The organism is Corallococcus terminator (assembly GCF_049194865.1).
GTDB lineage: Bacteria > Myxococcota > Myxococcia > Myxococcales > Myxococcaceae > Myxococcus > Myxococcus terminator_A.
This window is the reverse complement of the sequence record NZ_JBLZWL010000006.1, coordinates 14,771-34,352: the sequence shown is the minus strand read 5'-3', so window position 1 is coordinate 34,352 and position 19,582 is coordinate 14,771. Positions and strand designations below refer to the sequence as shown.

The window sequence follows — 19,582 nt, the reverse complement described above, 5'->3', positions numbered from 1 at the left end:
GGTCCACGACAACACGCACACGATGCTGACCTTCCAACGTCACCGGACGATGTGGCGGCTGCGGCTGCACCACATGTTCCTGGCGGCGCCGGATGACGTCGTGCAGGCCCTGGCCAGCTTCGTGCGCAAGGGGGACCCGGAGGCGAGCGTGTTGTTGGACCGCTACATCGAGCGCAACAAGATGTACATCCGCCGGCTGTCTCCGGCGCAGATGCGCAAGCGCATCCGGCTGGAGCCCTTGGGTCAGCACCATGACCTGGAGCGCATCTTCGAGCGGCTCAACGAGCGCTACTTCAACACCCGTCCCATCGACGCCGCCATCACCTACGGCCCGGCGCCTCGGGTGAAGGGACCCCGCAAGAGCATCAAGATGGGCTCCTACTCGGCGGACTCGAAGGTCATCCGCATCCATCCGGCGTTGGACCAGCCGGTGGTGCCTCGCTACTTCGTGGAGTGGATTGTCTTCCACGAGATGCTCCACCACATCTACCGGACGCGGAAGGGCGACGACGGGCGGCGCTGCATCCACCCGCCGGAGCTCATGGAGCACGAGAAGCGCTTCCACGACTACACGCGGGCGCAGGCTTGGGAGCAGGAGAACCTGGACCTGCTGCTGCGCGCCCGCGTCTCGCCGGACTGAAGTGCCCAGGCGGCCCGTCCTCCTCGGCGCTCAGGGGAGGATGAGGCCACCGGGGCTGCGCCGCTCCAGGGTGGGGGCGGCCTCCGCGGGCGAGGGTGCCCGGGCGCCAGGAGCGCCCGCCTCTCGTCGGGCCGCGGCCTCCTGCCGGGCTCCGGCGGCGGCGACCAGGCCCACCACCTTCTCGAACAGGTGCTCGGCGAAGCGGGAGTAGGGCTGGTCCGCGCCGTGGAAGAGGCGCCGGGCCTCGCCCCGGGCGATGTCGGCCTCGCGGGCACGGCCGGTCCGCTCGAAGAAGTCCGCCATCCTCCACAACCGCAGGGCGTAGCGCTGGGACATGGTGGGGCTGAAGTACTCCTGCGTCACCGTGCGCACGGCGTTCTGGAGCTGGTCCTGGCGCTGTACGTCGCTGAGGGCCAGGGGGCTGACCACCACCTCGTCCAGCTTCGCGAGCAGGCGCTTCGTGATGGACTCCGGCGGCAGCCACGCGGCCAGCTCCGGCGTCTCGTGCAGCAGGTCTCCCTCGAGGGCGCGGCGCACGTCCTCCGGCTCGGGCGGGGGGAGGGTGGTGGGCTCGAGCTGGGGCTGCACGCCGAAGTGGCGCAGCGCCACGTCGAGTCCCTCGGGGAAGGGGGTGTGGGCGCGCAGGTTGAGGCCCGCGGCCTCGGCCAGCAGCGCGGCGGCCTCGTGCAGCGGCAGCTCCACCGTGCCGCCCTGCTCCAGGCCGTCCTTGATGATGCGGCGCCAGATGCTCCGGCTCGCCTCCTGAAGCTGGAGCTGGAGGACTCCCTCCTCGTCGGAGATGAGGGCCTGCACCATCTCGACGCCACCGCCGCGCAGCACGCGGCCCAGGACGAGTGCCCGCTCGCCTCGGCCCGTCACCGTGCTGGCCAGGGCCGGGAGCGCCTCGGGCGAGGGGGCGGGGCGGGGCGCTTCCGGGGGCGCCGCGCGGGGCGTCTCGGGGATGGCGACGCCGCGGGAGCGCAGGCGGTACAGCGCCTTCTTGGCGAGCTTGGCCAGGGGCTTCACGGCCGAGGCGGACAGCGCCTCGGGCAGCGCGGCCTGTCCGTCCAGCACCGCGGCCTCCAGGAGGGCGGCGGCGAGCGGCTCGGGGAGGGCCTCGACGCGGGCGGGCGTGGCGCTGCCCAGGTCCTTCGCGAGGGCCCGCGCGGACTCCACCGCGTCGGCGGGAAGGTCGGACAGCGAGGTGCCGGCGCGCAGCGCATCCAGCAGGGAGCGAGGGTCCGAAGCGGAGGATTTCATGCGCGGCCTTGTACTCCGCGAGCAACGCCTGGGGGCATCACCTGCGCGGGCGTCCCGCCCACCAGGCCACACTCGCGTGCGGCGCGCGGCTTTCAGCGGCGGCGCACCAGCCAGCTCCGGCCCGACTGGCCCACCACCGAGAGCTCGGACTGGAGTCGTGCGCCAAACACCTGCGAGGGGTGGACGCCGCGCACCACGAAGGTGTCGTACCAGGCGCCTTGGGTGTCCAGCTTCACATCCTGAGGGCGCCACTCGGAGGGGAAGGTGGGGGGCACCTCGCCTCGGTAGCGCAGGGGCGAGTGCGGCGTGGAGGCGAAGGTGAAGTTCGGCACGCCGCCGCGCTCACGTGCGAGCACCGCCGCCGAGTGGATGAACACCGGGAAGCGCACCACGCGCGAGCCCGGGTCGTAGATGAGGCCCATGACGCGGGGCTTCTCTCCGGTGGCCGCCACCAGTCCCTCCCACTCCGCCGCCTCGCGGGAGAACGCCCGGAAGCCCCGGCCCAGCGTGAAGGCCAGCACCAGCGCGCACGCCGCCGCGGCCCACCTCAGGGGCACCCGCCACTCCAGAATCGTCGCGGGCGCGGTGGCCACGAGCAGCGCGGCGGCCAGGTGCGCGTAGCGCGTGTTGAGGTAGTAGACGTAGCCGCGGATATCGAAGGGCAGCAGGAAGTAGAGCGCGAGCGCCAGCACGCCCAACCCCAGGAGCCGCGAGCGCGCCACCGGACCTTGCGTGCCCGAGGGCCCTGGTCGCACGAGCGCCGCCACCCAGCCCGCGAGCGCCACCGCGCCCACCGCGTACATCGCCCACCGGTCCGAGCCATCGCGCAGCGTGTTGGCGAGCACGTCGAACAGCTCCGCGCGGTTCTGCGCGAAGCTCTTCCACCCCAGGTTCTGCGGGGAGAACGTGGGGCCCCACGCCTTCCAGGGCGCGCCGGGTTGGATGTCCGGCGGCTCGCCGAAGCGCAGCACCACCCAGCCGAGGAACAGCGCCACGCCGGGTACCACGCCCAGGAGGGCCGGCACCCGGGGCCGCAGTCGCGCCACGAGCCCACGCGCGGTGGCGTCCTCCGGCACGGGCGTGGTGAAGAGCAACCACGGCAGCCCGAGCGCGAGGAAGCCGAAGGCCTGGACATGGAACAGCAGCACCGCGACGAGACAGCCCGCCAGGGCCCACGTCCAGGTGCGCCGCCGAGGCACGTCCTCCAGCGCTCTCACGAAGAAGCCGCAGCACATGAACGTCAGCGGCAGGGCCGCGCAGTAGTTGATGAAGCCCCAGCCGAAGCTGTCTCCGTAAGCGAAGGGCAGGGCGAGCAGCGAGGGCCAGGTGGGCCGCTTCAGCGAGCGCAGCAGGAAGCCGAGGCTCAGCGGCAGGCCCACCACGTACGCGGTGAGGAAGACGCGGTTGGCCAGGTCCAGCGGCAAGAGCCAGTTCAACGCGCTGACCAGGTAGTAGTAGCCCAGGTAAGGCGTCAGCGCGTGCCGCGCCTCGAAGAGCTGGGGGTACAGCGTGCTCGGGTCATCCAGCCGGTGCAGCACGGAGATGAGGTACAGGTGCTGCGGCAGGTCCACCATGGGCAGGTGGCGCGACACCCAGAGGGGCAGCACCCCCAGCACCAGTGCGGCGAGTTGAATAAAGCGAGCGTTGGGGTTCGTCACGAGAGGTGCCGGACTGTATGCGCCGCTTCCTTGCCCGGCGAGCAACCGACGCGGGGGGCTGGCCCACCGCGTCGGGGTAGACAAAGGTATGGCCGTCGACCTTGGCAGTCGACGGAGGCTGCGCTATAGGCGCCGATGAACGGGAGCCGAGTCCGAGAGTCTCCCGAAGGAGAGCACACATGACACGCAACGCGACGATGGTGGCCGCGGGTCTGCTGGCCAGCGGTCTGCTGCTGCTCGCCCCCCGGGCGGCGAGCGCCTGTGAGGCCCACGCCCAGGCGGCACGGGCGAAGTCCGAGGCCGCCCCTGACTCGAAGACGAAGCCCTCGCCCGACTCCACCGAGGCGGCCTCCGCTCCCGACAAGGCGCGACCCGCGGGGGGTGAGGTGGACCGGCCGCTGGATGCGCTCGACTCGCTGATGGCCGCCAAGTGTCAGTGTGGCAGCAAGGCGGACTGCACCTGCAAGAAGGGCTCGTGCGAGTGCGCCAAGTGCCAGAAGCCCAAGCGGCAGGTGATGGACGCGCTGCGCGGCCGTCCCGCCGAGCTGAAGCTGGACGAGGCGCGCCGCTACGACGCCTCCGCCGGCATCTTCATCTGATTCAGCGGGGTACTTCTGCGGAGCCCTTCTCCGCCTTGAGCACCAGCAGCGGCGGCAGGGCCACGCGCTCGAAGCGCACCAGTCCCGCCGCGCTGGCCGCCGCGCGCAGCGTCGCTTCGCCCCTGGGGTGAAGCCCCGCGCGGCGATGCAGGACGCCGGACGCGGAGCCCGGGGGCGCATACGTGCTCGCCACCCAGCGGCCCCCCGGACGCAGCACCCGCGCCACCTCCAACATCAGCCGGCCCAGGTCCTCCAGGTAGTGCAGCGAGTCGGCCATCAACACCGCGCCGAGCGTGCCGTCCTGGAAGGGGAGCGAGGGCGCCTGCGCGCGCAGGAAGTCCACCGTCGCGCCCGCTTCACGCGCCTGCGCCACGCCTTCCTCCAGCATCGCGGGCGACACGTCCTGGCCCACGACGAGGGGAAACGCCGACTCCCGCGCCAGCCGCCGCGCCATCAAACCCGTGCCGCAGCCCAGGTCCAACACCGGCGCCTCGGGCGTGCCGAGCAAGCTGCGATAGAGGAGGTACTCGCTGTCCGTGTCGAGCGGACGGCGCAGGAGCGCGCGCTGGAGCGCGGGGCGCACATACCGCTCGTAGGAGCGCGCCACCCAGCGACTCTCCAGGCCGCGCTGGAGTCCGCCGGGCGTGGCGTGCTCCAGGAGGAGGTCCGCGACGCCCTCGGCCACCGGATAGCTGGCGCGACACTCCGGGCAGCGAAGGGGCCCGAACATCAGCACCGGCGCGGGCGCCTCCGGACGGAGGGCGCCACGCCGGCAGCGAGGACAACGGAGGAGCTGGACGAGCGCGTGCCGCATGCTTTGTACGCGGCGGTCCTCGGCGAGGTCAGGCCGACGGACCGGGGTCCGCCACCACTCGACGGTCCTCGGCCACCAGGACGGGCCAGCCTCGGGCCATGGCCTCGCGGAAGAACGACGCCAGCTCCTTGCGGCTGTGGTTCACCGCGCCCTGGAAGGGGTCGATGAGGGCTTCCTCGCCGAGGCTGCGGGTGGCGTTGAGCTCCACCGGCGTCCCGCACCGCTCGCAGCGGATGGACACCTGACGCACCAGGGCGACGGGCACCGCGTACCGGGCGCCGCAGTCGCCGCACTTCCACACCAGCGCGCGCTCACCCGCCTCGCGCCGGGCCAGGCTTTCCAGCTCGTCCGCCAACCTCAGCAATGCGGGCAGGTCCTGGGGCGGCTGGGCGAAGACGGCGGAAGGACCGAACCCCGCCTCGGGGGCTCCCAGCTTGGGAGGCCGGTCGCCCTGAAGCAGGGCGCGCATGCGGTCCTTGGCGCGGCCATCGCGGAACTCGGCGCCCGCCAGGGCGCGCTCCACCGCCTCATGGACTGGCGGCAGGTCCGGCTCGAGGCGCTCATCTACCGGCAGCGACTGGGGGTGGTCCACCAGCCGGTGCGACGGAACTGCGAGAAATCGGAAGGCCACGGATGGCTCCATTGCACCCCGGCCTTTCCGGCGCAAGACGCGAGTTGGCGAATGTCCGCTGTGACGACAGATTCCGCTCTATCTGGACCACTCCAGCATGCGCTGCAAAGGCGCCCGTGCCGCCTCCCGCAGACCCTCCGGCATGGTCAGCTCTGGCGTCCGGTCCTTCATGCACTTCCAGAGCTTCTCCAGCGTGTTGAGCCGCATGTACGGGCACTCGTTGCACGCGCAGCCGTTGTCGGGCGGCGCGGGGATGAAGGTCTTCTGGGGCGCGCCCTTCTTCATCTGATGGAGGATGCCCGCCTCCGTCACGATGATGAACTTCTGCTTCGGGCTCTTGATGACGTACTCCAAGAGCCCCTTCGTGGAGCCGATGAAGTCCGCGTGCCGCAGCACCGCCTGCTCGCACTCCGGATGGGCCACGACCTCCGCGTCCGGGTGCTCGACCTTGAGCCCCACCAGCTTCTTCTCGCTGAAGATCTCGTGGACGATGCAGCTGCCCGGCCACAGCACCATGTCCCGGCCGGTCTCCTTCATGACGTGGCGCCCCAGGTGCTGGTCCGGGGCGAAGAGGATCTGCCGCTCCCGGGGGACCTGGTTGACGATACGCACCGCGTTGGAGGACGTGCAGATGACGTCGCTCATCGCCTTCACCGCCGCGGAGCTGTTGACGTAGCTCACCACGAAGGCGCCCGGGTGCTTCTCCTTGAAGACCTTGAAGGCCGCCGGGGGGCACCGGTCCGACAGCGAACAGCCCGCCTTCAAATCCGGCAGCAGCACCTGCCGCGTGGGGTTCAGGATTTTGGCCGTCTCCGCCATGAAGTGCACACCGCAGAAGACGATGACGTCCGCTTCCGTGCGCTCCGCCGCCTGCGCCAACGCGAGGCTGTCCCCAACGAAGTCCGCGACATCCTGGACTTCGCTCTCCTGGTAGTAGTGCGCAAGAATCACAGCGTTCATGGAACGCTTGAGCTCCTGGATTTCCTGCGCGTAATCCACCTCGGCGCCCATGGCACCTCCTTGCCTGGTCGACACTTAACTCGGCCGCCGGGGCCAGGCCACATCGTCGGAAGTCGGCTGCCGGGCGGACGGACGGCTGTCGCTGGCGTGCCCTGGGTCGACTCTGCCACCGTCCCCCTTCGTGCAGGTGTGGTGCATGCCCGCATCACCTGACGGCGCGGAGAGGGTAGACTGCGCGCAATCCTCCGGGTCGGCCCGGAGGGAGGCAGTCGCCTTGCTGTCAAGCTTGGACAAGCCACACATTCGGGGTCGAGAACACGCGATCGGCTGGTGGAGAGGGGGCGGCACCGGACCTGTGGCCTTGGCAGGCAGTCGATGCTGCCGCTTCCCCATCTGAACGCCTTTCCCGTTGAGGAGAGAGCATGAGTGTCCCCACTCAGGACGTCCTGATTGTGCATCCGAACGAGGGCCGGCGCGCCGCGCTGGCCGAGGTACTGGGCATCCACCGCGTCGTGGCGGTGGAATCCCAGGTGGAAGCCACGCGGCGGATGGAGTCCACCGCGCCTACCCTCATCATCGCGCCACCGGAGAACGCGCGACGTTTCCTGAGACATGTCGACAGGGCAGCCCCGGAAGCCGTGCGCGTCTTCGTGTGCGCGCAGTCGGACCGGCAGGGACTGGAAGAACTCGTGGAGACGGCCGCCGAAGGGCACGTCTTCAATACGCTGGATGACAGCCTGACCGTGTCCGAGCTGGGCCGGCGCCTCACCAACATCCTCCAGCATCGCTCCTCCGCCCGGGTGACTCCGGCCAGCTCGCTGTCGGTGCGCTTCCGGCTCAACGGCGTGACGCATCAGGCCGGATGCCTGGATGTGGGCAACTTCGGCGCCGCGCTGCGCGTGCCGCTCACCGCCTCCATCGGCGCGTTCCTCCAGGGCACCGTGCTGGAGGAGCTCATCTTCGAGCGCCACGGGAAGGTGGTGCTCCACGTCCCGCGCGCCTACATCCGCCACGCCCAGCAGGTCCAGGCCAGCACGCTCTCCTACCTGCGCCTGGGCATCGCCTGGAGCGACGGCATGGACGAGTCCAGCGCGCCCCCGTCCTCACGGATGAGGGACCCGGTCATCGTCCTGGCGCTGTTGCGCAAGGCGGTGCGGCGCGAGACGCCCATCTGGCTGCACTTCCTGGACACCCCGTCGTCGCACTTCCGGATGGAGGCTCCCGTGGTGGAGCTTCAGGACGGGCGCGCGGTGCTCCGGGGCTTCAATGACGGCGCCTTCCCCGCGGACGTGGGGGACGTGCTCCAGCTCACCTTCGAGGTCGGCGGGCAGAGCTACACGGGCGCCACCAGCGTGCTGCGCCGGGGCGACAACGACGTGTCCCTCAGCGTGCCCCGCTCCGTGGGGCTGCAGAACCGGCGGGGCCTGCAGCGCTTCCGGTTGGGGCCGGACCACCGCTTCCTGGTGACGTTCCACGCCCCCATCAACGGCGAGCGCATCACCCGCTCGGTGTTGGACCTGAGCGGGCGCGGCTTCGCCTTCCCCTTCGACGCCTCTTGCGAGGTGCTGCCCGCCGGCTCCCAGCTGGAGGTCGCGCTGCTGCTGCCGGATGGCTCGGAGGTACCGTGTCGCGCCGAGGTCCGCTCGGTGGACGCGGTCAACACCGACAGCCGGTTCGACCGCAGCCTGCGGCCGTACCGCTGCGGCGTGCGACTGCTGGACGTCCCCACGAAGGTCCGCGACGCCATCCATGACGCCTTCATGGCCTCGCGCAGCGGCGCCTCGCGGGATGGCGGGCGGGAGAAGCTCGGCGACATCTGGAAGATGATGGAGGAGTCCCACTACACCTTCCATCCGGACTACCCCTTCGGGGGCGAGGCGGGCTACCTGGACGCGCTGGAGCACACGCACCAGCGGCTGGCCGAGGCGAAGGACCTGGGGCGCTCCATCCTCTACACGGACTCCGGCACCATCATGGGCCACGTGGGCGGGCTGCGGATGCACTCGGGCTCGTGGCTGGTGCAGCACCTGGCGGTGCGTCCGGGCTTCCACCGACACGAGCAGATCGCCAACGACCTGACGGCGCTCGCGGTGGAGATGGGCGAGGCCATCGAGGACGTGGAGTTCCTGCGCTACATGTGGCGCAGCGACAACCGGTGGCCCAACCGGCTGGGGACCTGGCTGGCCCGCGTCATGGAGAACCGGGGCTTCAGCATGCTGAGGACCTTCCACTACATGCGGCTGCCGCTGGAGGGGGCTCCGGAGGTCCCCGCGACGACGCTGACCGTGAGGGAAGGGCGCCCCGAGGACCGGGCCTGGCTGGAGGCACACCTTCGCGCGAAGGGCGAGGTCGTCCGGGTGCTGGCCGAGGACCTCCAGACGGAGCCGGACGCGGAGGACCGGATGCGCTCGCGCTTCGCGGCGGCCGGCCTCTATCGGGACAGGCGCATGTTCGTCGTGGACGGGGAGGACGGTCCCCTGGCGCTCGCGTTGGTGGAGGAGGCCTCTCCCGGGCTGAGCTTCATCGAGGTGACCAACGGCTTCTGGCTGGAGGTCGCGGACCGCTCGAACCCGAAGACGGAGGAGGCGCTGCTCGCGTTGGTGCGTCGGTGCATGGACCACGCACGCGGCCGGGGCCGGCCCTCCGCGGTGGCGCTGGTGGCGGATGAGGACGCGCCGCTGCTCGCGCGGCTCGGCTTCGAGGGCCAGGGGCGCTTCTGCGAGTGGATCTTCCACCGCTCCATGGTCCGCCGCTGGTGCGACCTGTGGCGCTCGCTCTTCGAGCGGCTCAGCCGCCCGCGCCGCGCCGCGCCCGAGGACCCTTCATGTACTTGATGGAGTCCACGGAAGAAGGACGACGGCTGCTGGCGCAGGAAGGGGCGTCCGGATACGTCCGGGCGCTCCTGGGCTCGACGGGACTCGTGGCGGGCGCGCGGGCGCTCGACGCGGGCTGCGGGCCGGGGGGCATCTCCGAGACGATGGCGGACCTGGTGGGCCCCACGGGCCACGTCACCGGGGTGGACCTCAACGAGGACCGGCTGCGCGAGGCCACCGCGCGCAACGCCCATCGCCCCTGGCTTCGCTTCACCCAGGCGGACATCCGCCGCACGGGCCTGCCCGACGCCTCCGTCGACTACGTCTGGAGTCAGTACGTCTTCGAGTACCTGCCGGACCGGCCCGTCGCGCTCGCGGAGTTGATGCGAGTCACCCGGCCGGGCGGCAAGGTGGTCGTCTCCGACATCGACGGGCTGGGCTTCCAGAACTGGCCCTTTTCGGAGTCGCTCCGGGAGGGGACGCAGCGCATCGTCGACGCGCTGGCCACGCGCGGGTTCGACCTGCACGTGGGCCGCAAGCTCTTCTCGGAGTTCCGCCAGGCGGGGCTGCGTGACGTGCGCGTGCACCTCATGCCCTTCTACCTGGTCGCCGGAGCGGCGGACGAGCGGCTGATGAAGGACTGGGAGGTCCGCTTCGCCGCGCTGGCGCCGGTGGCCGCGCCCGCCTTCGGAGGTCCGGAGCCCTACCAGGCCCACTGTCGGGACTTCCTGCGCATGTTGGCGGACCCGGAAGGACTCAAGTATGCGGTGACACTGGTGACGGAGGGAACCCGGCCTTGAGTGACAGTGCCCCACAGCGGGAGGAAGCGCAGCCACCCGACAACGCGCCCGAGGTGGGCACCCGAGCGACCTCCACGCTGTTGCTGTACTTCGAGCGGCGCTACGGCGCCGAGCGGCTCAACCGCCTCTGGGAGGAGCACGGCTTCAGCCTGCGCCTGGACTACATGCGCACGCCGACGAACTTCGTCTCGCTGCGCTTCCTGGAGCGCGTGGCGTCCGTGCTCCAGACGGAGTCGGGAGACCCTCAGTTCATGCGGCAGGCGGGGTTGTTCACCGCCTCGCCGCAGGCGCTGGGCTTCGTCTATTACATGCTGCGCGCGGTCGGCTCGCCGCGCATGTGCTACCGGCAGACGATTGAGTTCTCCCCCAGCTACAACCGCGTGGGCTCCTTCCACGTGGAGCGGCTGGAGCGCGAGCGGCTCGACTTGTCGTACCGCAGCACCATCGTCGAGCAGGACCGCAACATCTGCGAGCTGCGCATGGGGCAGTTCGCGTCGTTCCCCACCATCTGGGGGCTGGCGCCCGCGGAGGTGAGGGAGCTGGAGTGCCAGGTGCACGGCGCGCCGGCGTGCCGCTACCACCTGACGTGGACGGACCCGCCGTCGCTCTGGGGACACCACCTGGGCTTGGTGCTGGGCACCGTCTGCGGGCTGGCGGCGAGCGCGGTGGGGCTGGGCAATCCGGTGTTCTGCGTGGGGGTGCTGGCCATGGCCGGCTTCTCCATGGGCGGCTGGCTGGATGGCCGGCGAGAGCTGAAGAGCAAGGACGAGGCGCTGCGCTCGCAGAACCAGGCCATCATGGGCTCGCTGTCGGAGCTGCAGCAGCGCTACGACGAAATCTTCCGCGCCAACGTGGCCCTCGAGGACCGCGTCGCGGAGCGCACCCAAGCCCTCAAGGAGGCCAACGGCAAGCTGGGTGACGCGCTGCTGCGCCAGCAGGAGTTGGACCGCCTCAAGAGCGAGTTCTTCGACAACGTCAGCCACGAGCTGCGCACGCCGCTCACCCTCATCCTGCTGACGCTGGAGTCGCTGGAGCGCCGGGGCACCGAGGACAGCAACCCGGAGGTGGTCCTGCAGCACGTGGCCACCATGGAGCGCAGCGCCCAGCGCCTGCTGCGCCTCATCAACAACCTGCTGGACCTGGCGCAGCTCGAGTCGGGCAAGGCGCGCCTGCGCTACCAGCCGCTGGAGCTCAACGGCTTCTTGAGCACCGTGCTGCCGCCGTTCCACGCCATGGCGGAGCGGCAGGAGGTGTTCCTGCGCCTGGAGGGGCAGGAGGTGACGCCCGTGGAGGTGGACCACGAGCGCATGGACATCGTCTTCCAGAACCTGCTGTCCAACGCGCTGAAGTTCACCCAGACGGGCGGGGTGACGGTGCGCGTGCACGAGGACGACAACGACGTGCTGGTGGACGTGGAGGACACGGGCCAGGGCATCTCCCAGCCGGACACCAAGGTCATCTTCGACCGCTTCGCGCAGGCGGACAACAGCGGCATGCGCCGCTTCGGTGGCACGGGCATCGGCCTGGCGTTGGTGAAGGAGACGCTGGAGCTGCACTCGGGCGGCATCAGCGTGACGAGCGAGCTGGGCAAGGGCTCCACCTTCCGCGTGCGGCTGCCCAAGGGACGCACGCACATCCGCGAGGACCTGCGCGAGCGGCGCCGCGCGGAGATGCCGGTGCGCCGGGAGCGGCGCATCTCCGGCTCGTTCCCTTCGCTGGACACGGGCGTGCCCGACAACGGTCGCGCCTCCGTGGTCGCTCCTGCGAGGGACCACGCGGGGCCGGGGCCGGACGCGCCCCGCATCCTCGTGGTGGAGGACGACGTGGAGATCCGGGCCTTCATCGCCGGCCTGCTCAAGCAGCACTACCGGGTGATGGAGGCCGTCAACGGCGAGGAGGGCCGTCAGCGGGCCATCGCCGAGCGGCCGGACCTCATCGTGTCGGACGTGATGATGCCCGTGCTGTCCGGCCTCCAGATGCTGGTGGCCCTGCGGGAGCAGACGGCGACGGTGGACATCCCCGTCATCCTGCTCACCGCGCGGCAGGAGGTCTCCGCGAAGGTGGAGGCGCTGGGCACGGGCGCCAATGACTACCTGGGCAAGCCCTTCAGCCCGCGCGAGCTGCTGGCGCGAATCGAAACGCAGCTGCGGCTGCGCGAGGCGGCGGTGCGCTCCGCGGAGAACGAGCGACTGGCGGCCATCGGCCTGTTGACGTCGGGCTTCGCGCACGAGGTGCGCAACCCGCTCAACGGGCTGATGAACGCGCTGGCGCCGCTGAAGGAAGTGCTGGGGGACAACACGCCGGACGGGGAGATGAGCCGGGCCATGGTGGAGGTGATGGAGGAGTGCGGCCAGCGCATCCGCCACCTCGCCGAGTCACTCCTGTCCTTCACCCGCACCTCCGACACGCCGATGATGCTGTCGCTGGACTCGCTCCTGGACTCCACGCTCGGCGTGCTGACGTGGAAGGTGCCGTCGGGTGTCGTCGTCGAGCGGGCCTACGAGTGCGGCACACCCGTGCAGGGAGACCCGGGCTCGCTCAACCAGGTGTGGCTCAACCTGCTGGACAACGCCTTGCGCGCGGTGGGCGAGCACGGCCGCGTCCGCGTCGCCACGGCCTGCCAGGGTGACGAGGCCGTCGTCACCATCAGCGACGACGGCGTGGGCATCCGCGCCGAGGACATGGAGCGGCTGTTCCAGCCCTTCTTCTCCACCCGCGCCGCTGGAGAGGGCACGGGCCTGGGACTGGCCCTCAGCCGTCGCATCATCTTGAGCCATGGCGGGCGCATCCAGGTCCGCAGCACGCCGGGCCAGGGCACTCAGGTGGAGGTGCACCTGCCTCTTCGGCCCCCCGGCCGCTCCTCGTCAGGCAATGGCGCGGACGGGCAGGGTGAATCGCGCGTGGGCCGGCTCGGCTGAACCGCGGGCTCCACGACGCGCCCCGACGTGAGGTGGGCGACCCAGGGGGCTGGGGAATTCTCGGCCGCCCCTGTTGTCCACTTGCGCATGGCTGTTGCGCTGTCTGCTACAGTCAAGTGCTCTTTCAGTCACACCCGACCACAGAAGCGAAGGAAACCACGGCATGCAAGGAACCGTAGCCGCGGGCGCTGCCCGCCAGGGGCACCCGCGAGGGTTGTATCTCCTGTTCTTCACCGAGATGTGGGAGCGCATGTCGTATTACGGCATGCGAGGCCTGCTCGTCCTCTTCCTCACGAGCAAGGTCAACGGTGGTTTCGGGTGGACCACGGGCGAAGCGCTCAGCCTGTACGGGACGTACACCGGCCTGGTGTATCTGACGCCCATCGTCGGCGGCTTCATCGCTGACAAGTTCATCGGGCAGCGCAAGGCGGTGGTGCTCGGTGGCACGCTGATGATGATCGGCCACCTGGTCCTGGCGCTACCCAACGTGACGATGTTCTACGTGGGCCTGGGCTTCCTCATCGTCGGCAACGGCTTCTTCAAGCCGAACATCTCCACCATGGTGGGTGGGCTGTACGCGCCGGGTGACGGTCGCCGGGATGGTGCCTTCACCATCTTCTACATGGGCATCAACCTGGGCGCGGTGCTGGGCAACTTCATCTGCGGCACCCTGGGCGAGAAGATTGGCTGGCACTGGGGCTTCGGCTCCGCGGGCGTGGGCATGTTCCTGGGCCTCCTCGCGTTCCTCTTCTTCCAGAAGAAGCTCCTGGGCCCGGTGGGCCTGGCGCCGGTGAAGCCGTCGTTGGCGGAGCGCGCCAGTGGCACGGCGGAGAAGAAGGGCTTCGGCCGCGACGAAATCGACCGCATCGTCGTCATCTTCATCATCGCCATCTTCGTCGTCGCGTTCTGGACGGGCTTCGAGCAGGCCGGCGGCCTGATGAACCTCTACACGAACGAGAAGGTCGACCGGAACATGCTGGGCTTCGAGGTGCCCACGACGTGGTTCCAGAACTTCAACTCGGCGTTCATCGTGCTGCTGGCGCCGGTGTTCGCGGGGCTGTGGGGCTGGCTGGCCGCGCGCGGAAAGGACCCGAGCATCCCGGTGAAGATGGGCATGGGGCTCGTCTTCCTGTCCACCGGCTTCCTCTTCATGCTGGGCGCGTCCAACCAGAGCGAGGCCGCGGGCAAGGCGGCGGCGTACTGGGTCATCCTGGCGTACCTGTTCCACACCATGGGCGAGCTGTGCTTGTCGCCGGTGGGCCTGTCCATGGTGACGAAGGTGGCGCCCCAGCGCATCGTCTCCGCGATGATGGGCGTGTGGTTCCTGGCGAACGCGGCGGCCAACAAGCTCTCCGGCGTCATCGGTGCCTACTCGGAGAAGCTGGGCGAGTTCGACGTGTTCCTCTACATCAGCATCGGCACCGGCATCTCCGGCGCCATCCTCCTCGTCGTGGCACCCATCCTGAAGCGGATGATGCACGGCACGGACGAGGTGAAGCCCGCCTCGCCCCCGGGAGAGCAGACCTCCGGCGGCTCGTCGGTGGCAGCGGCCTGAGTCGAAACGACGAGAGGCGCGCTCCTTGACGGGAAGCGCGCCTCTTCGGTGAAGCACCTGACGCCGGAGCTCCTCTTGAGATTCGAGGGCTCCGGCGTTGCTCTTTCTCAGGCCGACCGGGCGGAGATTCCGGCGGCGGTGCGCTCTTCCGTCGGGAGGGGCGCGGACGTCTGGAAGTAGTCGCGCACCACGTAGCGGCGGGCGACGAGCGCCATGCCCACGGCGGCGATGAGCGCCATGCCCGCGTAGAAGAAGAACTGGCCGGAGCCGGAGAAGACGTTGAGCGCCGCGGCGATGGCCACCGCCACGTTCGCCAGCGTGTTCGTCACCAGCCACACGCTCTGGATGGTGCCCTTCATCTCCCGGGGCGCCTGCGTGTACGCGAACTCCAGGCCCGTGGTGGACATGAGGATTTCGCCCAGCGTCAGCACCACGTACGGGAGAATCTGCCAGGAGATGTTCAGCACCGTGCCGCCTTCCATCGTCACCTGGAAGAAGCCCGCGATGATGAACGACACCGCGCCGAAGACGAGCCCCAGCGGCATGCGGCGCAGCGGCGTCAGCTCCCAGCCGGTGCGCTGGAACAGCGGGTACACCACCGCCGTCAGGAAGGGGATGAGCAACATCACCAGCAGCGGGTTGACGAACTGCATCTGGCTGGGCTGGAAGGTGAAGCCCAGGATGTTCAGGTCCATGGAGCGCGCCTGCACCACCCACGTGGACGCCTTCTGGTCGAACAACATCCAGAAGAACGGCACGAAGGGCAGCATCAGCCCACTGACGCGGAACACCGCCTTCACGCCCTCCACCGACTCGGACGGATGCTGGCTCTTGGCTCCATCCAGCCAGTGCCCGCCGCCCTGGCCCTGGTTGCGAATCGCGCTGCCGACCACCTTCAAGAACGAGTGCGGATTGGCACCCGTCGGCGGCACCAGCACGTAGTGGCGCCGGCCCGCCCAGAAGATGATGGTCGCGATGAACATCAGCGCCCCGGGGATGCCGAACGCCACCGACGGCCCGAAGTTCTTCAGCAGCAGCGGGATGAACAGCGACGCGAAGAACGAGCCGAAGTTGATGGTCCAGTAGAAGATGGCGAAGACCTTCTTCACCAGGTGGCTGTTGGACTCGTTGAACTGGTCGCCCACCATCGCCGCGACACACGGTTTGATTCCGCCGCTGCCCACGGCGATGAGCGCCAGGCCCGTGTAGAAGCCCGCGGCGCTGTGCTCGAACACCGCCAGACACGCGTGGCCGATGCAGTAGACGATGCTGAGCCAGAGGATGGTGCGGAACTTCCCGAAGAACCGGTCCGCGAGATAGCCGCCGATGAGCGGGAAGAAGTACACGCCCGCCATGAAGGAGTGCATCAGGCTCTTCGCCTGGGACTCCCTCAGCCCGTTGTCTGGCACCGCGTTGCGCAGCAGGTAATCGATGAGGAACACCACGAGGATGTTCCGCATCCCGTAGAAGCTGAAGCGCTCACACGCCTCGTTGCCGATGATGAACGGTATCTGCGGCGGGAACTTGTTGTTCTGCGCGGCGGGACTCTCAGCCATGAGACGGGGTGCTCCCTGGTGGAGAAAGGTGGGGGCTCCAAGATGACAAGGGGCCCAACCCTACCCAACGCGAGGCCCGGACTCCACCGAAGCCCCTCATGACGCAACCTCACGTCCAGGCGGGCGGTCTTCTCCTCCACGACCGGAGCGGCCTCCAGACGGCCTCACGGTCCGCCTGCCTTCACCCGGTGCGGGCTCGTCGCCTCACGCCCGCGGCGCAGTCGCACCGGAAATCTCTTGTCTGCCCAACGCCGCGTTCCGGTGGGAGTGCGTCTTTATTGATACACCTTAAGCGGTCTGGGCTGGTTTGACAGGAATTGATAGGGCTCTAGAATGAGACACACGGTTGAAACTGATTTCGCGGCTCAGACCCCTCCTGTGAAAGCTTCCTCCAAGGTGGACGGGGGGTTGGGGTGAATGAAGGCACCCCTGCCCCCCGCTCCATGTCCTGGAAGCGGCTGGAGTGGTCAGCCCAGCGCGCCGTGCTTCAAGGGCGTCGAGCCGTCCACGCGCTTTCCGACGCGCGCGCGCCGTGACTTGCCCAGCACGTGCGCCAGGTAGCGGCCGGTGTGGCTGCCCGGCACTTTGGCGACGCTCTCCGGCGTGCCCACGGCGAGCACCTGGCCGCCGCCCGCGCCGCCCTCGGGGCCCATGTCGATGAGCCAGTCAGCGCTCTTGATGACATCCAGGTTGTGCTCGATGACGAGCACGCTGTTGCCCGCGGCCACCAGCCGGTTGAGCACGGACAAGAGCTTGCGGATGTCCTCGAAGTGCAGGCCGGTGGTGGGCTCGTCCAGGATGTAGAGCGTGCGGCCGGTGGCCACTCGCGCCAACTCCCGGGCCAGCTTGATTCGCTGGGCCTCGCCGCCGGACAGGGTAGGGGAGGGCTGTCCCAGGCGGATGTAGCCCAGGCCCACGTCACCCAGCGTCTGGAGCACGCGCTTGATGTCCTTGTGCGCGGAGAAGTGCTCCATGGCCTCGCGCACGCTCATGTCGAGCGTCTCCGCGATGTTCTTCCCCTTGTAGCGCACGCGCAGCGTCGCCTCGTTGAAGCGCTTGCCGGCGCACACCTCGCAGGGCACGTACACGTCCGCCAGGAAGTGCATCTCCACCAGCTTGACGCCGTCGCCCTCGCACGACTCGCAGCGGCCACCCTTGACGTTGAAGCTGAAGCGGCCCGGGCCGTAGCCGAACGTGCGCGCCTCCGGCGTCATCGCGAACACGTCGCGGATGGCGTCGAACAGCTTGGTGTACGTGGCGGGGTTGCTGCGCGGGGTGCGGCCGATGGGGCGCTGGTCGATGTCGATGACCTTGTCCAGGTGCTCGAAGCCCAGCACGGCCTTGTGCTTCCCGGGGGACTCGCGGCTGTCGTAGAGGTGCTTGGCGAGCGCGGGGTAGAGAATCTCGTTGATGAGCGTGGACTTGCCGGCGCCCGACACGCCGGTGACGGCGGTGAAGACGCCCAGCGGAATCACCGCGTCCACGTCGCGCAGGTTGTTCTCCTTCGCCCCCTGAATCACCAGCTGGTGCTTGGGATTGAGCGCGCGGCGCTCCTCGGGGATTTCAATCTCCAGCCGCCCGGACAGGTAGCCGCCCGTGGTGCTGTTCTCGTCCGCCATCACCTGCTTCGGCGTGCCCTGGGACACCACCTCGCCCCCCAACTCACCGGCGCCCGGGCCGAAGTCCACCAGCCAGTCCGCCTCCTCCATCGTCTCCTCGTCGTGCTCCACGACGATGACGGAGTTGCCCAAATCCCGCAGGCGCTTGAGCGTCGTCAAGAGCTTGCCGTTGTCGCGCTGGTGCAGGCCGATGGAGGGCTCATCCAGGATGTAGATGACGCCCGTCAGCTCGCTGCCCATCTGCGACGCCAGCCGGATGCGCTGGCTCTCGCCGCCCGACAGCGTGGACGCGGTGCGGTCCAGCATCAGGTAGCCCAGGCCCACGTCGACCAGGAAGGACAGGCGGCTGCGAATCTCCTTCAAGAGCTCCGTGGCGATCTTCCGCTCCTGCGCCGTCAACCCCAGCTCGCCCAGGAACCCGAGCGCGTCGGAGATGGTCAGCCGGCTCAGGGCGACAATCGAGTGCCCGTGCACCTTCACCGCGCGGCTCTCCGGCTTCAGGCGCTCGCCCGCGCAGGTGGGGCAGGGCTTGTTGCTGAAGTACTTCTGCAGCTCGGTGCGCCGGGCCTCGGACGTCGTGGTCTTGAAGTTGCGCATCAAGCGCTCGACCAGGCCCTCCCACTCCATCTTGTACTCGCCGCCCTCGCCCCACTCGACGGTGAAGCTCTTTCCCTTGCCGCCGTTCATCAGCGTGTCGCGCTCGCGCTTGGACAGCTTCCCGTAGGGCACGTCCAGGTCAATCTTGAACGCCTTGGCCAGGCTCTCCACGAAGTCCGCCGTCCAGCCCTCGCCGCGATTCATGCCGCTGGCCCAGGGCTCGATGGCACCGTCGCGGATGCTGCGCGACGCGTCCGGGACGATGAGGTCCGGGTCCATCTCCGGCCGGGTGCCCAGGCCGTTGCAGTCCGTGCACATGCCCAGCGGGTTGTTGAAGGAGAACGACGCGGGCGTCAAATCTCCAAAGGAGATGCCGCAGGCGGGGCACGCGTTCAGCTCGCTCATCACCCGGTCCGACGTGGACGCGCCTGCCTCGTCGGTGATGATGAGGGTGCCCTTGCCCTCGCGCAGCGCCGTCTCCACCGAGTCGGTGAGCCGCGTCTTGATGTCCGGCTTGAGCACCAGCCGGTCGATGACCAGCTCGATGTCGTGCTTGGACTTCTTGTCCAGCTCGACGCGCTCCTCCAGGCTCTTGAGCTTCCCGTCGATGCGCGCGCGGGAGAAGCCGCGCTTCTGCGCCTCGGTGAGCAGGTCCTTGTGCTCGCCCTTGCGGTTGGTGACGAGCGGCGCCAGCACCTGCAGCTTGCTGCCCGCGGGCATCTTCAGGATTTCATCGACGATCTGCTGCGCGCTCTGCTTGCCCACCTTGCGTCCGCAGCTGGGGCAGTGCTGCACGCCGATGGAGGCATAGAGGACGCGCAGGTAGTCGTGCACCTCGGTGACGGTGCCCACCGTCGAGCGCGGGTTGTTGCTCGCCGCCTTCTGCTCGATGGAGATGGTGGGCGACAGGCCACGGATGGTGTCGTACTTGGGCTTCTCCATCTGCCCGAGGAACTGGCGGGCATAGGCGGAGAGACTCTCGACATAGCGTCGCTGACCTTCCGCGTAGAGCGTGTCGAAGGCGAGCGAGCTCTTGCCGGAGCCTGAGACTCCCGTGAAGACGACGAGCTTCTTCTTCGGGATGTCCAGGGAGACGTTCTTGAGGTTGTGCTCCTTGGCGCCTCGGAGGGAAATGACGTCGGGCTCGGACATGATGGGCGGG

13 protein-coding genes are annotated in these 19,582 nt (G+C 69.2%); 6 read left to right on the top strand and 7 right to left on the bottom strand.

Annotation, left to right across the window (positions count from 1 at the left end; translation table 11 throughout):
- A partial coding sequence (locus ACN469_RS05795; protein ID WP_498764956.1) for a hypothetical protein occupies positions 1 to 640 on the top strand: 640 nt, incomplete at its 5' end.
- A 30-nt stretch (positions 641 to 670) separates the two neighbouring features.
- On the opposite strand, the gene ACN469_RS05790 is transcribed toward ACN469_RS05795, so the two are convergent.
- Both ACN469_RS05790 and ACN469_RS05785 read right to left on the bottom strand, forming a co-directional pair.
- Entirely contained in the window at positions 671 to 1,900 is a 1,230-nt protein-coding gene (locus ACN469_RS05790; RefSeq protein WP_498764954.1) for a hypothetical protein, read from the bottom strand.
- A 92-nt stretch (positions 1,901 to 1,992) separates the two neighbouring features.
- The gene (locus ACN469_RS05785) at positions 1,993 to 3,558 is read right to left on the bottom strand and encodes a hypothetical protein (protein ID WP_498764952.1); all 1,566 of its coding nucleotides are present in this window, start codon (positions 3,556 to 3,558) and stop codon (positions 1,993 to 1,995) included.
- A gap of 179 nt (positions 3,559 to 3,737) precedes the next feature.
- On the opposite strand from ACN469_RS05785, the gene ACN469_RS05780 reads away from it, so the two are divergent.
- Complete coding sequence (locus tag ACN469_RS05780) at positions 3,738 to 4,157, top strand: metallothionein (protein WP_498764950.1); 420 nt, start codon at positions 3,738 to 3,740, stop codon at positions 4,155 to 4,157.
- Between the two features lies 1 nt (position 4,158).
- Here ACN469_RS05780 and ACN469_RS05775 read toward each other — a convergent pair whose 3' ends face one another.
- The 3 genes from ACN469_RS05775 to nadA all read right to left on the bottom strand — a co-directional run bounded on the left by ACN469_RS05775 (position 4,159) and on the right by nadA (position 6,613).
- Entirely contained in the window at positions 4,159 to 4,971 is an 813-nt protein-coding gene (locus ACN469_RS05775) for a methyltransferase domain-containing protein (RefSeq protein WP_498764949.1), read from the bottom strand.
- A 28-nt stretch (positions 4,972 to 4,999) separates the two neighbouring features.
- A complete protein-coding gene (locus tag ACN469_RS05770) occupies positions 5,000 to 5,602 on the bottom strand; it encodes a zinc ribbon domain-containing protein (protein ID WP_498764947.1) in 603 nt (200 codons plus the stop codon).
- Positions 5,603 to 5,680: 78 nt separating this feature from the next.
- Entirely contained in the window at positions 5,681 to 6,613 is a 933-nt protein-coding gene (nadA, locus tag ACN469_RS05765) for a quinolinate synthase NadA (protein WP_498764945.1), read from the bottom strand.
- A 371-nt stretch (positions 6,614 to 6,984) separates the two neighbouring features.
- Between nadA and ACN469_RS05760 the strand changes: the two genes are divergently transcribed.
- The 4 genes from ACN469_RS05760 (at position 6,985) to ACN469_RS05745 (ending at position 14,648) form a co-directional block, all read left to right on the top strand.
- A complete protein-coding gene (locus ACN469_RS05760) occupies positions 6,985 to 9,396 on the top strand; it encodes a PilZ domain-containing protein (protein ID WP_498764943.1) in 2,412 nt (803 codons plus the stop codon).
- A complete protein-coding gene (locus ACN469_RS05755; protein ID WP_498764941.1) occupies positions 9,387 to 10,175 on the top strand; it encodes a methyltransferase domain-containing protein in 789 nt (262 codons plus the stop codon). The genes ACN469_RS05760 and ACN469_RS05755 overlap by 10 nt, the downstream gene beginning before the upstream one ends.
- Positions 10,172 to 13,093, top strand: coding sequence for an ATP-binding protein (locus ACN469_RS05750; protein ID WP_498764939.1), 2,922 nt, complete (start codon positions 10,172 to 10,174; stop codon positions 13,091 to 13,093). Before ACN469_RS05755 ends, ACN469_RS05750 begins: the two co-directional genes overlap by 4 nt.
- 163 nt (positions 13,094 to 13,256) lie before the next feature.
- Positions 13,257 to 14,648 (top strand): peptide MFS transporter, encoded by a 1,392-nt coding sequence (locus ACN469_RS05745; RefSeq protein ID WP_498764937.1) that lies wholly within the window; start codon positions 13,257 to 13,259, stop codon positions 14,646 to 14,648.
- A 107-nt stretch (positions 14,649 to 14,755) separates the two neighbouring features.
- Here the strand turns inward: ACN469_RS05745 and ACN469_RS05740 are convergent, their stop codons facing one another.
- Both ACN469_RS05740 and uvrA read right to left on the bottom strand, forming a co-directional pair.
- Positions 14,756 to 16,204 carry a POT family MFS transporter gene (locus ACN469_RS05740; protein ID WP_498764935.1) on the bottom strand — a complete coding sequence of 483 codons (1,449 nt, stop codon included), beginning with the start codon at positions 16,202 to 16,204 and terminating at the stop codon, positions 14,756 to 14,758.
- 467 nt (positions 16,205 to 16,671) lie between these two features.
- The gene (gene uvrA, locus ACN469_RS05735) at positions 16,672 to 19,572 is read right to left on the bottom strand and encodes an excinuclease ABC subunit UvrA (RefSeq protein ID WP_498764933.1); all 2,901 of its coding nucleotides are present in this window, start codon (positions 19,570 to 19,572) and stop codon (positions 16,672 to 16,674) included.
- Positions 19,573 to 19,582 lie beyond the last annotated feature (10 nt).